The following is a 14,829-nucleotide window of genomic DNA, read 5'->3' on the forward strand; positions in this document are numbered from 1 at the left end:
TGTAATGACACGCCAACATTGGCACAGTCATTGATCCACAAAAACGATAGAAATAAAAAATGTAATGACAAAAGAATATCGCGACAAAGTATGTCGTAAAGTCGAAAAATGGGACTTTTCTTATGCTGAAAACTCATCATAATGCTGACATAGAAATTCAAATCAATATATTCCACTTGATGGACTTAACAGAATTCAATGCTTAGAAGTGTGAGCTGGTCAACGTATACATTATCTTGTTGGATGGAGGGGTTTTTATGGTAACAGCGAATCTGGCAACGATTGTAGGCTTGAGTTTAGTCGCTGCGGCTGTGCTTGCTGTGTTCTTCTCGCCTTATCGTCGCTGGTTAAGTTTTATGGCTGCGGGCATGCTGACCTGGGGTCTGATCGAAATGATTCGCAGTGGGACACAAGCCCTGTTTGAACTCCCGATGACCTATAGCTACCTGACTGCACTGACGATTGTCATGGCCATTGTCACCCTCTTGCTGTTGCGTGAGGACCGCCGTGCAGAACGTGCGTTGGCTAAACGCCGCTATATCGAACATACGCCGGTGTATGAAGATGACCAGCAGCAGTTATCCAGTCGTTAAGTCGCCAGAAAGACACAGAAAAATGCACCGCTGGGTGCATTTTTCTGTGTTAGAAATATGATACAAAGTCATTCCTCAGCCTGGCTTCGATGTATGCTAGGATATTTGTCAATTTTCATACAATTAAAATAGGCATAACTCCATGAAACTGTCCTCCATTCCTGTGCTCAAATTTCCTCTGGTCGATCTCAGTACAGATCCCCTAGATTTGCTGGTTGCCGGTCTTGCGCTACGTATGAAGCAGCTGGCCCGTACCAGCCCGAAATTTATTGAACTGGTCCATGAGCGTCAATTCCGTATCCAGATTGGCACAGATGAAGGGTTTGCACGTCAGATTATTGTGAATAATGGTCAGATTGATACAGTTTCAGGTGATGCAGAAAAGGCGGATTTTGTCCTGCAATTTGCTGACAGCGAGCAGGGGGTTAAAACCTTGATGAAAGGTGATCCTACTGCCTTTATGACCGGCATGCAAAGCGGTACCATCAAGATGGAAGGTGATTTTAGTTTGTTGGTCTGGTTTAACCAGGTGGCGAAAATGATTCCACCAAAACTGCCAAAGCCTGTTAAAGAAAAAGTGAAAATGGCACGTCAGTTTATTAAAGAGAAAACTGGTAAATAAGATTTAAAAATTTCTAAAAAACAGGAAATGCTGGCCGATTTAAAAATGGCTGGCATTTTTTATGGCGTTGAAAAATATTGAAGATGGCTAAGGTTTATTGGCAACCATTTGAGACCGAATAAGCAAAAATAGTTCTACGGTCTATATATGGGTTGCTGATATTAAAAGAAATTTTGCTAAGAAGCAAAGCTTCGTCCCCTGGTGTGGAAGAGATCAAAGTAATCAAGCGCGATCCTGAAACAGAGTTTCTCAAGGAAAAACATTAAGAACAATAGATCAGGACAACCAAGTTGATAATGATCTATCCATAGCCGGGGTAACTTTAAGTTCTTTCTTTATGCTGCACATTATTCAACTTCTAAATTAAAGGTCACTGGTCCGTCATTGACCAGATGCACTTTCATGTCTGCCGCAAAAATACCGGTTTGTACATTGTCAAACTGGCTTTGGGCATATTCTACCAGTTGCTCATACAAAACTTTTGCTTCAGTCGGCGGCATGGCCGGACCAAAATCCGGACGCAAACCTTTCTGGGTTTGAGCCATCAAGGTAAATTGAGATACCAGAAGTAAACCACCTTTGGCCTGACTGATATTCCAGCCCATTTTGCCTTGTTCATCATCAAAAAAACGGTATTTCAATATTTTATCAATCAGCTTTTTGCCTTTTTCCAGATTGTCATTTTTACCTATACCCAGAAAAACCAGAATACCTTGTTCAATTTCACCTGTGATTTCTCCCTCAACCACGACTTTGGCTTCCAGAACCCGTTGCAATAAAGCGCGCATTTCACCTATAAACCGATAACTATATGAAGTGAGGTAATTGTAGCAAGAATGGCCTCTATGAAAATCTCCATTCTGAGTTTTAAACTCTTTAATTGTATGCTCGCTTTTGACTTTACCTTGCCGTCTGGAAGCCTTGTTTAAAAAATGGAATCTGCGATTGTTAGTTAGCTGCGCCAAGTCGACTATAATGCTCAAACTGAACAACCGGGAGCAAAAGCTGCGGCTGAATCTACCAAAGGAATTGGTCAGCAACAGCAGTTGCAGAGCATCATTCAGCAACAGGAGGCAGTACAGAACGGCGCTGGATAACTGCTGCCGAGCCATTTTATTTTGTTAAACTTTTATCGATAATTCAGCTAGCTGTACGTAAATCCTGCAATCTTGCCTAAATATTTATGCTTTAATGCAGAAAAGCACAGCGATATTTCTCTTCATTATGGCGCCAATCATCCAATCTTTGTTAGATACTGACTTGTACAAATTCACGATGCTACAAGTGGTATTGCACAAGTTTCCCCAAACTCATAGTGTCTATCATTTCCGTTGTCGTAATCTGGAAGAGACGGTATATCCACTGACGGATATTCTGGATGATCTGAATCATCAACTGGATTTGCTGTGTCAGCTTAAATTTAAAGAAGATGAGCTGCAATATCTCCGTGGCCTGCGTTTTATCAAAAGTGACTTTGTTGACTATCTGGAACTGTTCCAGCTGAAACGCCGTTTTATTCAGGCCAGCATTGACAGTCAGGGCCGTCTGGACATTATTGTAGAAGGTCCGATGGTACAGGCGATGATGTTTGAAATCTTCGTACTGGCCATTGTCAACGAACTGTATTTCAGCCGTATTCGTAGCCCTGAGGTGCTGGCCGAAGGTGAACGTCGCTTAACTGCCAAAATTGAACTGTTAAAGCAGTGTGATGCTGCACAGGATCCAAATGATCCACCATTTTTGGTCTCGGATTTTGGTACACGTCGTCGTTATAGTTTTGCCTGGCAAAAGCATGTGGTCGAAGAATTTAATAAGGCTGCGCCGCATGTATTCCGTGGCACCAGTAATGTGCTGCTGGCCAAAGAACTCGGCATTACCCCGATTGGCACCATGGCGCATGAATTCCTGCAAGCCTTTCAGGCGCTGGACGTACGTCTGCGTGACTTCCAGAAAGCGGCGCTTGAAACCTGGGTACAGGAATATCGTGGTGACCTAGGCATTGCTTTAACCGATGTGGTCGGCATGGATGCATTCCTGCGTGATTTTGATCTGTACTTTGCCAAATTATTTGATGGCCTGCGTCATGACAGTGGCGATCCCTATGAATGGGGCGATAAAGCGTATGCGCATTATAAGCAGCTTAAAATTGACAGTAAAACCAAGATGCTGACCTTTAGTGATGGTCTGAATCTGGAAAAAGCCTGGAAATTGCACCAGTACTTTAAGAACCGTTTTCAGGTCAGTTTTGGAATCGGGACGAACTTGACCAATGATATGGGGCAGACACCCTTGAATATTGTACTGAAGCTGGTGGAGTGTAATCGTCAGTCTGTGGCTAAAATTTCTGACAGTCCGGGCAAGACCATGACCGATAACGATACTTTCCTGGCTTATTTGCGTCAGGTCTTTGATATTGCAGAACCTGCTTAAAATTTTCTACAACCGTCTGAACCCAGACGGTTTTTTATTGGGGTGCTTTGCCTGAACTGTAGCTTATTTAAAATGATGCTAAGGATCTTTAGAAAAACCACATTAGTGAAAAAGTGAGCTGTGTTAAGATCACAGAGATTTGATCAATTCTATTGATGATAACCATGACAGCTTCCGCATTTAATTTTGGCCTGCTGATTGAGGCTGAAGATTTAGTTCCACATCTGGGTAATGAAAAACTTCGTATTGTCGATTTGAGTCGGGCCTCGGTATATGAACAATTACATATTCCGCATGCTTTGCACTTGCTGCCTAAACTTTTACTGCGCCAGGAAGAAAATGCGATGGGTTTGTTGCCGGATATGGAAGGTTTGAACGCATTGATCGGTTATCTGAATATCTCTCCAGAGCATCATGTGGTGGCTTATGATGATGAAGGCGGTGCTTGGGCCGGTCGTCTGCTGTGGAATTTGCATTGTCTGGGCTTTGAAAATACCAGTCTGCTCAATGGCGGAATTCATGCCTGGCTGGGTGCGGGCTTACCGACTTCTTCTAGGCAGGAACAATTTCTCACAGTTGAGCATTTGCTTCCGGTTCAGCTGGAAAATAAGGCCGAGTTTCAGATTGGCTATCAAGATTTAAGACAACTGGTTGAAAATAAAAAGATTCAGATCTGGGATTGCCGTACAGAAGATGAATATACCGGCTTGCGTCTGGCTGCACGACGCGGCGGTCATATTCCGGGAGCACGTCATTTTGAATGGAGTACTGCCCTTAACCGTGAAAATCATTTAAAATTACATCCCTTACCACGTACCCGACAGCGTCTGGAACAACTCGGCTTTGATCTGGATCAGCCGGTTGTGGTGTATTGTCAGTCACATCATCGTTCAGGTTTGGCGTATATTCTGGGCCGTTTACTGGGCTGGAAAATCCAAGTCTATGATGGTGCGTGGAGTGAATGGGGCAACCGCCTCGATAGTCCAATCGCTACAGGGGAGGTGCTGTCTTGAGCATCACATCGCGTTTAAAGCAACAATTATTTATTAAGGCACAAGGTCTGGTGCCGCAGCATCGTCTGTCTCGCGTGGTGGGTAAAATTGCCGCCAGTGAAAACCCGATTGTGAAAAATGCAGCGATTGCGGCGTTCAAGGCACAATATGGCATTGATATGAGTATTGCAGAGCAAGCCAATGCGCTGAAATATAAATCTTTTAATGAATTTTTTACCCGTGGCTTAAAAGCAGGTATTCGCGCCGTAGATACCGATACTCGCAGTATTGTATCGCCTGCGGATGGCGCCATTTCCCAATTGGGCAAAATCGAAAATGGCGATGTGTTTCAGGCCAAAGGCCAGAAATATACCGTGGAAACCCTGATCGCTGATCCGCAACTGGCAGGACCATTTAAGAATGGTCAATTTGCTACTGTATATCTGTCACCGCGCGATTATCACCGTGTGCACATGCCATTTGCTGGAACTTTAACTGAAACCTTATATGTCCCCGGCGAGCTGTTCTCAGTCAATCAGGTGACTGCGGAAAATATTCCGGGACTGTTTGCCCGTAATGAACGCATGGTCTGCCTGTTCGATACCGAAGTGGGCCGGATGGCAGTGGTGCTTGTTGGTGCCATGATTGTGGCGGGTATTGAAACGGTGGCGACCGGTAAAGTGAAACCTTCCGGCCGCATTGAGCTGAACCAGCATAATCTGTTTCTGGAAAAAGGCGCTGAACTGGGACGTTTCTATCTTGGCTCAACAGCGATTATCCTGTTTGAAGAAAACAAGATGCAGTGGGATGCCGCCTTTAAAGCTAATTCATTGGTGAAAATGGGTGAAAAATTAGGTCATTTACTGTAATTTTTAACCCATAAGGCTAAAATGAACCCTCATTAAAAACAGATGTATTCAGCTATGAAACGCATCAATTATAAATTTAGAGGGTTCAGCTAGGGGGAAATTAATTTTATTTGTCTTGGCTTGAATCTTGAGGTAGAGACTCAAGTACCGCAACACCATGAACATTTTTTGATGTAATGCCGAAATAGATTTTTATATAATTGAAGTTAGTACAACCCAGCCTCACTACTTTTCTCCCGACTCGCTAAGTTTTTCAATCTACGGTGTCTTTTCATTTGAAGATGAGGGCAAAACAATCAGCTCGGTGGAATTAATAAAACGAATCCCTGTATCTGCCTTGACTGGATGGAAAAAATAACTCAAATCTCATAAGTAGTGTGGCATGATTTTGATAACGGGGGAGAGCTTAACAGTTTGAGAAAAGTGGCGTTTCAGAATAGAACAATCATGGGCGAATAAAAAGACTCGGCTTGAAAAGTTCGGGTCAGGTATTAGGGCGACCACGGGGTATTTCACTGCAAATGCCGAGCTAAGATATACCTCATAGTCTTAAGGTGAATAAAAAATCCCAGTCACGACCGACTGGGTGTTTTGATAGATTTATCAGCTTGTATGCTTACTCTTTGCTCACTATTCGACAGGTTTATGCAGTTTTTTTTTACCCTGCTCCCTAAACTAGTTTTATATTTGCCCCCTCTTACCCTCTCTTATAAGTCTCTTGCATTCTTTTCATTGATTTTTATACGATCAATCTTAGTGTTAGGGACGAGTTTTGCTATAGTAAGAATAATTTTAAATTTAACATCAGGACTAGGTTATGTCAGCGACACCACGCATTGGGATTTTAGGTGCAGGCGGCCGTATGGGACGCATTCTTATTCAGGCGGTTAATGAAGCCGGCTATCAACTGGCCGCTGCCGTAGAACGCCCTGAAAGCTCGCTGATCGGTGCGGATGCCGGTGAACTGGCGGGTGTGGGCAGCCTGGGCGTCAAAGTCGTAGGCAATCTTGAAGAGGTCGTCCAGGACTGTGACGTCGTGATTGACTTTACTGCACCTGCGGCTACAGTCCAGCATTTAAAAATTTGCCGTGAACATGGTGTAGCCATCGTAATTGGCACGACCGGGATGAATGACGAGCAAAAAGCCTACCTAGATGCATCGGCACAAGAAACACCGGTGGTATATGCAGCCAACTATTCAGTCGGTGTAAACGTTTCTATTAAACTCCTTGAGCTGGCGTCCAAGGTTTTTGGGGATAGCGTAGATATCGAAGTCATTGAAGCGCATCACCGTCATAAAGTCGATGCACCGTCAGGTACGGCCTTGATGATGGGTGAAGCGATTGCAGATGCTTTAGGCCGTGATCTGAAAAAAGATGCGGTTTATCATCGTGAAGGACATACGGGTCCGCGTGAACGTCAAAGTATCGGTTTCCAGACTATTCGTGGCGGTGATATTGTTGGTGAACATACCGCCATGTTTATTGGCGAAGGGGAACGTGTAGAAATTACCCACAAAGCCACCAACCGTATGAACTTTGCTTCAGGGGCAGTACGTGCAGCAGCATGGGTCGTGGGCCGTGAAGCACGCAAATATGATATGAAAGATGTGCTGGGTTTTAATGATATAAAGGTTTAAAAATCCGTCAAAATCATTTATAAAAAGATTAAAACTAAAATAAGATGAATCCTACAATGCAAAAAATGATATTGATGTGCTGTGCTATGGCATTCATTGCCATGGCACAGGCAAAATCTATAGACAATGCCAAACTCTCCATTCATAAAAATAATATCAAGGTCTGGACCTATCAAGATGAACGTCACCCGGTCTTTTTGTATAAAGCTGAAACCTCCTATGATGTACCGATTGAGAAAGCAGTTTCCCTGATTCTGGATGTCGAGCAGGCAGTGAAATGGGTTCCCTATATGGGCAGTATCAAGCTCTTGTCACGCGACAATATCAAAGGTGATTTTACCTTGTATATGGTGCTGGATTTCCCCTTTCCTCTCAAAGACCGCGACCTGGTGGTACAGGGCAAAATGATCAAGAATGCCAATGGTCAGATCACCATCAGGAATAAGGCGATTTCAACTGGCTATGCCCTAAATCCAAACTATGTTCGTTTAACCGATTATCAGGGCGACTGGACCTTCCAGAAGCTAGGCAATCATAAAGTCAAGGTTTCAACTTATGGCTATGCCAATCCGGAAGGTTCTATTCCTCTGACTTTCGTGAATATGTTTGTCCAGCAGCAGCCTTATCAGATGCTACAAAAGATGAAAACCGAGCTTGCCAAACCTGTATCCAGCTCTGTTTTACCCGAAGCTTTACGTTAAACAGGCCATAAAAAAAAGTCCGCTTGAAGCTGGCTTTAGATGGAAGAGTTAAGCCTCATTCTGAAATAAACTGATAGCTTAGAGAGCGGGTGTATGCAACACCCAGCCAGCCCCAGAGTGAGCATATCCAACAGAATGCTGTATTGCCCTTGAATATGATGATCCTTATGTAGTGAAGAGGTGATGGATCACTTTAATCAAAGAGCGAAATTGAGCTAAATTACTCCCCACTCAAGTGCGAGGCCTGCTGGAATATACCACTGCTGTCACAATCCGCTTTGGCGAGTGATATGATTCCAGTCTGTATGTCAGATGATTCTATCGTGGCCTATTGCGTTAAATAATTAGAAATCGGCCTTGAGTACAATCCGGTAACGTGCCTGACCAGAATGCAGGCGTTCAATTGCAGCATTAATTTCTGACATCGGGAAAAGTTCAATCTGGGGGGCAATATTTTTACGTGCAGCGAACTGGAGCAACTGACGCAAGGCCGCCGGAGAGCCTGTTGGTGAACCGGTGACGGATTTAGCCCCCCCAATCAGGGAACTGGCGGAAATCTGCATCGGCTCCAAAGGCAGACCCAGCATATGCAGAGTGCCCTTGGGTGCCAGTGTCGCCAAGTAAGCCTTCCAGTCTAAGGGCACATTGACCGTACTGAGCAGCAAATCGAATTTACCTCGCAGCGCTTTAATGGCGGCAGGATCACGGTTATTGACTACATGATCGGCGCCCATGGCATGCAGCTCTTCTATTTTATCCAGGCTGGAAGTAAAGGCCGTAATCTCACAGCCCCAGGCTTTGAGCAGCTTGATTGCCATATGCCCCAAACCGCCGATACCAATCACCCCCACATGATGAAGGGCCTGAATCTGATGCTTGAGCATCGGGTCAAAGACCGTAATACCGCCGCAGAGCAGCGGGCCGGCACTTTCCGGGTCCAGATCCTGCGGAAGCGGAATCACCCATTGCCAGCCGGCACGTACTTTATCGGCAAAACCTCCAGCATGACCGACGATGGTCGCCACCTGTCCACCCGTACACAAGACCTGCTGACCTGAAAGACACGGATCACAATACTGGCAGCTTTCTGCAGTCCAGCCAATGCCAACGCGCTGGCCTATTTTTAACCCTTTGGCTTCAGCACCCAGCTGACGAATGGTGCCGATGATTTCATGTCCGGCCACCACCGGATAGACGGAAGAACCCCAGTCATTATTGATCACTGAAATATCAGAGTGGCAGAGACCACAATATTCTACCTGGACTTCGACCTGATGGGGTTGCAGTTCACCGGCATCAAACTGATAAGGTTCCAGTGCGGCACCTGCAGACATGGCAGCATAGGCTTGAATGGTATTCGACATATTTTTAGCTCTTATTGGAAGGGGAAGATAGGATTTTAAAGTCACAGTGATTTTCATGATCATTGACCATGCCGACAGCCTGCATAAAGGCATAACAAATGGTCGGGCCGACAAATTTAAAACCTGCCTGTTTTAAGGCCTTGGACATCTGCCGGCTTTGGCTGGTCTGTGCGGGTGCTTGTCGATAATCTGGAACATCATGGCTGATTTGCGCTGACTCGACAAAAGACCAGAGCCAGTCCACCATATGGATGCCCTGTTGGCAGAGGCGTTGCCAGGCGCGGGCATTATCACGAATCGCGGTGAGCTTGCCGATATGCCGTATCAAGCTCGCATCTGCAAGTTTGCTCTGGAGTTGTTCCTCGGTAAACAACGCGATAGTCTGAATGGAATATTGAAAGAAATGTTGACGATAAGCTTCACGTTTTTTGAGCACCGTGATCCAAGCTAAACCGGCCTGCTGGCCTTCCAGGCACAACATCTCAAACAGACGCTTTTCATCATACAGCGCTTGCCCCCATTCCTGATCATGGTAGGCCATGTAAAGCGGATCATTGGAACACCAGCTACAGCGTTGAAGGGTCATGCGACGCTCCTGATTTTTATAATAACGTTGCCAAATACCTGCCAAATTGCCTTTAATCCGGCTTGCTTTGGTCATGATTCAATAGGCTACACTTTAACTAAACTGCATAAAACTTCTTTTCAGGATTAAAATCATTTTGAGAACTTAAGCAATAAAATACGACTTTTTATTGCTTTCATTCCTGTCTGCTGCCCTTCATTTCAGTATCCTGAATGAAATTGACAAAAAAATCTTTTATCCCCATCTTAAAGAAATGAGATATTGCTTCAATTATAAGCGTTTTTATTGATAGCCATTGTACTTGAACAGCGCCTTAAAGATGCTGTTTGCTTGGCTCAAGCACGCTATCACTAGAAGCCTCCGTTTTTTGATAAATCGCTGCACAACTTCGGGAGAATAATAAAATGACAATTTTTATAAAAAGAATTTATAGTGAAGCTTCCGCTCAGGATGGTTTAAGAGTCTTGGTTGACCGCTTGTGGCCACGAGGAGTAAAAAAGGAAGAGGCTAAAATTGATATCTGGGCCAAAGACCTCACCCCCTCGAATGCTTTGAGAACATGGTTTCATGAAGATATGGAGCAGCATTGGGATGAGTTTCAACAGAAGTATCAGCAAGAACTAGAAAGTCAAACTGCGCAGTTGGATAAAATTAGAAGTTTAGCTCAAGAAAAAGATATTACTTTAATTACTGCTGCTCAAGATAAAGAGAAAAATCATGCTCTGGTATTAAAGAAGATCCTTGAACGGCGATGAAGCAGAATATGTGAGTCTGATCAGACATAAGAACTAGAGTTCCGGGTTGCATGTACCCACCTCCAGCGCGCTCTAGTCCTTGGGATTGTTAAATTCGGGTTCTATCCGTGATTTGAAGGATTGTTACAGTTTAAAGGCAGCCCACTGATCCTGCTGATTATCCCAGTAGGACAGTTCTGCCTGTGCCAGATCAGCAAACGGAATCCACATGTCTTTGCCGGTTTTGTCTGCATAGCCGGTAGTGATCAGAAGCGCTTCTTCAGTAATTTCCATGACCCAGCCCTGATAGCTTTGACCATTCAATACAATTTTTTGTTGATTGCCTGACTCAGCAAATTCGACCAGACGGTTGATCAACGCTTCTGACATGTAAATTTCCTAAAATTAACGTAAATAGGGGTAGGGATTAACCACACCACGCCCTTTGCCATTCAGATAAAGGCCATAGTGCAGATGCGGTGCGGTATGGCGAGCATTGCCACTATTACCGACATAACCGATAACATCGCCTTTTTTGACATAATCACCGACTTTCAAGCCACGTTTATGACCATCAAGATGCGCATAATAATGCCAGGTCCCGCTGGGACCCAAAATCCAGACTACTTTACCACCCAAATTGTTATTTCGTAAATCTGCAATCAGCCCCGGTGTCGTGCTACGAATTTTGGTTCCACGTGGAGCCAAAATATCAATCCCTTCATGCAGACGACCCCGACTACGAGAAGCCCCCCAAGTATCTTGGAGTTCTGATGGCCGGATTCGATCCACCGGAATTGGCAAGGAGGCGGGCAGAGACATGCCATTCAGCTTTTGTACCAGTGCAGGATTTAGCTGTGCAGCAGAAGGGTGTTTCGGGGCACTACTACAGGCCGCCAAAAATAACATGCTCAGCAATAGCCAGCAGAAGGCAAGGGCGTGGCGCAAGATCTTCATCCTTAAATAAGGCCAGTATGGTTTTTCCTGCTTTAGACTATGTCATAGATTTACGGTAGAAATCAATTTTTTCATGGCGGTCGGAATACCCGCATGGATGGCCGCTTCGGGGCTCATCCAGCTACCTTGCAGCTCAAGCGACAGATGCTCCTGCTGGTCTGCTTCGACCATAAAGATGACTGCTTCAAGCTGCCAGGTGAAATGGGTAAAACTATGACTGATCCGGACTTTTTGAATGACACTTTTTAAGCCAAGCTGTTGGCAGCGCTGCTCAAGCTCATGTTCAGTTTCAATAATTGGCAGACACCAGAGTCCACCCCATAGCCCACTATGAGGACGCTGTTGCCAGAGCCATTCTGCATTTGCCTGAATCAATAGGACCTGAGCCGATCTGACAGGAACGGGTTTCTTGGCTTTTTTAAAGGGTAATTCATTTTCCAAGCCCTGCTGATGCGCCTTGCAATGCTGCTGCATCGGACAATACAGACACAAAGGCTTTTTAGGGGTACAGATGGTTGCACCGAGATCCATAATGGCCTGAGTATAGTCATGATTCCGCTCCACAGGACAGAGCCGCTCTGCCAGTTGCCAAAGGGCACGTTCATGAACGGGTTTGGACAGGTCATCTTCAATGGCAAAAAAGCGTGCCAGCACCCGTTTGACATTGCCATCCATGATCACGCCGTATTGTCGTAAGCCCAAAGACATCAGGGCACCGGCGGTTGAGCGGCCGATTCCGGGCAATGCCATCCATTCTTCGAGTGTAGCGGGGAAATGTCCCTGTACCGTGACCATGCCGGCTGCCTTATGTAAATTACGGGCGCGGGCATAATAGCCTAACCCGGCCCAGTAAGGCGCGACTTCATCCCAAGAGGCTGTACCCAAGTCCTGCACAGTCGGGAAGCGCTGAATAAAACGCTCAAAATATTGCAGTACGGTTTTCACCTGAGTCTGCTGAAGCATAATTTCAGAGACCCAGACCTTATAAGGATCATCTGCGATCTGCCAAGGCAAGTCATGACGGCCATGCACATCAAACCATTCTAACAGGGCATTTGAAAATACAAACATGAAAGCAAACAAACAGGGGGAAAGGAAATGATGCCTAGTATAACTGAAGAGCGGGAGCTAAAAGTTGAAAAGTCGGCGAAACTGTGCTGCTTGAAACAAAGCAAAGCAATGAAAGGCAGAATCAAAGTGAACACTTCGCGAAGCGTTCACTTAGCAGAGATTCAGGCTTTATTTTTCAATACCCCAGCGTTCATCCAGCTTTAAGGCCTTATCTTCATAACGTGGAATAATATGAATATGCAGATGATCCACCTTTTCGTGAAAGACTTCACCATCATTAAAGCCAATATGAAAACCGGTAGGCTGGTAGCGAATTTTCAGCTCATTGCGTGCCTGTTCCAGTAAAGACATCATGGCTTTTCGTTCTTTATCGGTGACTTCAAAAAATGAAGAGACATGACGCAGTGGAATAATCACACAATGGCCTTTAGACAATGAATGCGGCTCCGGAATGACCACACTATATTCATTTTGGGCAATGACATCATATTCATCATAATTACAATAAGGGCAATGGACTTCAGTCATGATGAGTATCTCCTCTGGTCGGATTTATTTTATATTCTTCAAGCATAAGACCGATTCCCTAATCCTGTTTTAAGCCGGGTAGGGACACCGTCAGCGAAATAGGTATTAGCCTAGACGACGCGCAAGTAGCTCATACATGGCAGCTAGGCTTTGCTTTTCTGCTTCTGCGTTATAGCCCAGATCGACAGCATTGGCTTTGGCACGTTCATCGGCCAATGGATTGCTAAAGCCATGTTTGGCATTTTCAAACACGATCACTTCATGCACTACTTTGGCTTGCTGCATTTCATGTTTAAAGCTTGCCACATCATCCAGCGTGACCATGCTGTCCAGCTCACCATGCATGACTAAAATTTCGGCCTGAACCTGGCCTTCCTGCGCCGGTGCCTTAGGTGAAAGGTTGGCATGGAAGGTTGCAACTGCTTGGAGCGGCGCATTCGAACGTGCCAGATCCAGCACCACTTTACCGCCATAGCAGAAGCCTATCGCAGCAAGTTTTTCTGGATTGACTTCAGCCTGTTCAGCCAGTACTTGTAAGCCAGCCGCAGCACGGTTAACAATGGTATCCGGATCTTCAAAGGTCTGCATCATCCATTCATAGGCCTGATCAGACTGGGTGGTCACTTTTTTCTCGCCGTACATATCAAGGGCCAAGGCCGCATAGCCATGTTCTGCAAGTTCGCGGGCACGCTGTTCGGTATATGCATTCCGTCCCCACCATTCGGGTGCCACAATAACGCCAGCGACAGGAAGATCGGCCTCAGGTGCAGCAAAATAACCAATAAGTGACTGCCCATCCTGAGCAGTATAGTGAATTTCGCGAGTCTTGATGGTGGCCATACTCAGCTCCTTTATTCTTGTGAAGTACATTGATTAAAGCATAAAAATAGCAAAACTAATGTGAAGATGACATGAAAACAGCAGATTAATTCATGGCTACGCTTAACAAAGGGAAAGGCCAATCATGCAAATCCGGCCTTTTCATTTTTTAAGTACAGACGTTTTTTATTTAATCACTTCAATCAGTTCAATATCAAAAATCAGGGTGCTATTTGGTTCGATTACATCCCCTGAACCTACTTGTCCATAGGCCAGTTCCGCAGGAATAAAAAAGCGGTATTTGGCACCTTCTTTCATGAGCTGCAGGCCTTCAGTCCAGCCGGTAATAACTTGTGTCGTCCGAAATACCACAGGCTGGGTGCGGGCAATCGAGCTGTCAAACACGGTACCATCCAGTAAACGGCCTTCATAATGCACCCGGACATTGCTGTTGGCAGTCGGTGACTTGCCTTTGCCTTCCTGTAGCACTACATATTGCAGACCGGATTTGGTGGTTTTCACTCCAGGTTTTTTCGCATTTTCTTTTAAAAAAGCCTGACCTATCTTGGCATTTTCATCTGCCTGCTGTTTTAGCTGAATCAGCTCTTTGGCTTCGCTCTGGCGTTTGAACTGGCTGAGTACTCGTGCCATCTCTTCATCGCTGATACTGGCATTCTGGCCAGCCGCCGCCGCTTTTAATCCCTGGCTAAACGCATCTAGATCAATCCCTTGCAAGGCGTCAATATTGCTACGTCCAATCAGATAGCCAAAGCTATAGCCGACCTGTTCGGCTTGGGTACTTTTTGTTGTAATTTCTTTGGCATACAGGCTACCCGAGCATAACAGCAGGGCAGCAAGGCTAAATTGTATTTTCATTCTAGTATCTCAAAAATAAGGGAGAGCCAATGCCCTCCCTGAACCGTA

General features: G+C 45.2%; 17 protein-coding genes. 8 read left to right on the forward strand and 9 right to left on the reverse strand.

All coding sequences use genetic code 11. From position 1 onward, the window contains the following. The first annotated feature begins 257 nt into the window (after nt 1-257). Both aciT and NI467_RS05140 read left to right on the forward strand, forming a co-directional pair. On the forward strand, nt 258-593 hold the full coding sequence (gene aciT / locus NI467_RS05135; RefSeq protein WP_151205349.1) for a ciprofloxacin tolerance protein AciT: 336 nt from the start codon (nt 258-260) through the stop codon (nt 591-593). 142 nt (nt 594-735) lie between these two features. Next, nucleotides 736-1,215, forward strand: a complete 480-nt coding sequence (locus NI467_RS05140; protein WP_151205347.1) for an SCP2 sterol-binding domain-containing protein — start codon at nt 736-738, stop codon at nt 1,213-1,215. A 347-nt stretch (nt 1,216-1,562) separates the two neighbouring features. On the opposite strand, the gene dtd is transcribed toward NI467_RS05140, so the two are convergent. Continuing rightward, the gene (dtd, locus tag NI467_RS05145; RefSeq protein WP_253151375.1) at nt 1,563-2,003 is read right to left on the reverse strand and encodes a D-aminoacyl-tRNA deacylase; all 441 of its coding nucleotides are present in this window, start codon (nt 2,001-2,003) and stop codon (nt 1,563-1,565) included. A gap of 436 nt (nt 2,004-2,439) precedes the next feature. Here dtd and pncB point away from each other — a divergent pair, with 436 nt between their 5' ends. The 5 genes from pncB to NI467_RS05170 all read left to right on the forward strand — a co-directional run bounded on the left by pncB (nt 2,440) and on the right by NI467_RS05170 (nt 7,846). Then, the gene (pncB, locus tag NI467_RS05150; RefSeq protein WP_151205345.1) at nt 2,440-3,645 is read left to right on the forward strand and encodes a nicotinate phosphoribosyltransferase; all 1,206 of its coding nucleotides are present in this window, start codon (nt 2,440-2,442) and stop codon (nt 3,643-3,645) included. Nucleotides 3,646-3,809: 164 nt separating this feature from the next. Then, a complete protein-coding gene (locus tag NI467_RS05155; RefSeq protein ID WP_253151377.1) occupies nt 3,810-4,658 on the forward strand; it encodes a sulfurtransferase in 849 nt (282 codons plus the stop codon). Continuing rightward, a complete protein-coding gene (gene asd / locus NI467_RS05160; RefSeq protein WP_253151379.1) occupies nt 4,655-5,506 on the forward strand; it encodes an archaetidylserine decarboxylase in 852 nt (283 codons plus the stop codon). Before NI467_RS05155 ends, asd begins: the two co-directional genes overlap by 4 nt. Before the next feature lie 817 nt (nt 5,507-6,323). Beyond that, nucleotides 6,324-7,145 (forward strand): 4-hydroxy-tetrahydrodipicolinate reductase, encoded by an 822-nt coding sequence (gene dapB / locus NI467_RS05165; RefSeq protein ID WP_253151381.1) that lies wholly within the window; start codon nt 6,324-6,326, stop codon nt 7,143-7,145. A gap of 56 nt (nt 7,146-7,201) precedes the next feature. Further along, nucleotides 7,202-7,846 carry a hypothetical protein gene (locus NI467_RS05170; RefSeq protein ID WP_253151383.1) on the forward strand — a complete coding sequence of 215 codons (645 nt, stop codon included), beginning with the start codon at nt 7,202-7,204 and terminating at the stop codon, nt 7,844-7,846. Between the two features lie 344 nt (nt 7,847-8,190). Here the strand turns inward: NI467_RS05170 and NI467_RS05175 are convergent, their stop codons facing one another. Both NI467_RS05175 and NI467_RS05180 read right to left on the reverse strand, forming a co-directional pair. Further along, complete coding sequence (locus NI467_RS05175; protein WP_253151386.1) at nt 8,191-9,210, reverse strand: NAD(P)-dependent alcohol dehydrogenase; 1,020 nt, start codon at nt 9,208-9,210, stop codon at nt 8,191-8,193. Between the two features lie 4 nt (nt 9,211-9,214). Further along, on the reverse strand, nt 9,215-9,796 hold the full coding sequence (locus NI467_RS05180; protein ID WP_253151524.1) for a DNA-3-methyladenine glycosylase I: 582 nt from the start codon (nt 9,794-9,796) through the stop codon (nt 9,215-9,217). A gap of 404 nt (nt 9,797-10,200) precedes the next feature. Here NI467_RS05180 and NI467_RS05185 point away from each other — a divergent pair, with 404 nt between their 5' ends. Then, complete coding sequence (locus NI467_RS05185; RefSeq protein ID WP_253151388.1) at nt 10,201-10,551, forward strand: DUF488 domain-containing protein; 351 nt, start codon at nt 10,201-10,203, stop codon at nt 10,549-10,551. Between the two features lie 123 nt (nt 10,552-10,674). Here the strand turns inward: NI467_RS05185 and NI467_RS05190 are convergent, their stop codons facing one another. The 6 genes from NI467_RS05190 to NI467_RS05215 all read right to left on the reverse strand — a co-directional run bounded on the left by NI467_RS05190 (nt 10,675) and on the right by NI467_RS05215 (nt 14,781). Further along, on the reverse strand, nt 10,675-10,920 hold the full coding sequence (locus tag NI467_RS05190) for a hypothetical protein (RefSeq protein WP_253151390.1): 246 nt from the start codon (nt 10,918-10,920) through the stop codon (nt 10,675-10,677). A 15-nt stretch (nt 10,921-10,935) separates the two neighbouring features. Beyond that, nucleotides 10,936-11,439 carry a M23 family metallopeptidase gene (locus NI467_RS05195; protein WP_253151527.1) on the reverse strand — a complete coding sequence of 168 codons (504 nt, stop codon included), beginning with the start codon at nt 11,437-11,439 and terminating at the stop codon, nt 10,936-10,938. 90 nt (nt 11,440-11,529) lie between these two features. Next, the gene (gene mutY, locus NI467_RS05200; RefSeq protein WP_253151392.1) at nt 11,530-12,558 is read right to left on the reverse strand and encodes an A/G-specific adenine glycosylase; all 1,029 of its coding nucleotides are present in this window, start codon (nt 12,556-12,558) and stop codon (nt 11,530-11,532) included. A 168-nt stretch (nt 12,559-12,726) separates the two neighbouring features. Beyond that, nucleotides 12,727-13,086: an HIT family protein gene (locus NI467_RS05205; RefSeq protein ID WP_253151396.1), complete on the reverse strand. Its 360-nt coding sequence runs from the start codon at nt 13,084-13,086 to the stop codon at nt 12,727-12,729. A gap of 105 nt (nt 13,087-13,191) precedes the next feature. After that, complete coding sequence (locus tag NI467_RS05210; protein ID WP_253151398.1) at nt 13,192-13,926, reverse strand: dienelactone hydrolase family protein; 735 nt, start codon at nt 13,924-13,926, stop codon at nt 13,192-13,194. A 165-nt stretch (nt 13,927-14,091) separates the two neighbouring features. Further along, nucleotides 14,092-14,781 carry an FKBP-type peptidyl-prolyl cis-trans isomerase gene (locus NI467_RS05215; protein WP_151206938.1) on the reverse strand — a complete coding sequence of 230 codons (690 nt, stop codon included), beginning with the start codon at nt 14,779-14,781 and terminating at the stop codon, nt 14,092-14,094. Nucleotides 14,782-14,829 lie beyond the last annotated feature (48 nt).

The organism is Acinetobacter sp. S4397-1 (assembly GCF_024129285.1).
GTDB classification, from domain to species: domain Bacteria; phylum Pseudomonadota; class Gammaproteobacteria; order Pseudomonadales; family Moraxellaceae; genus Acinetobacter; species Acinetobacter lwoffii_C.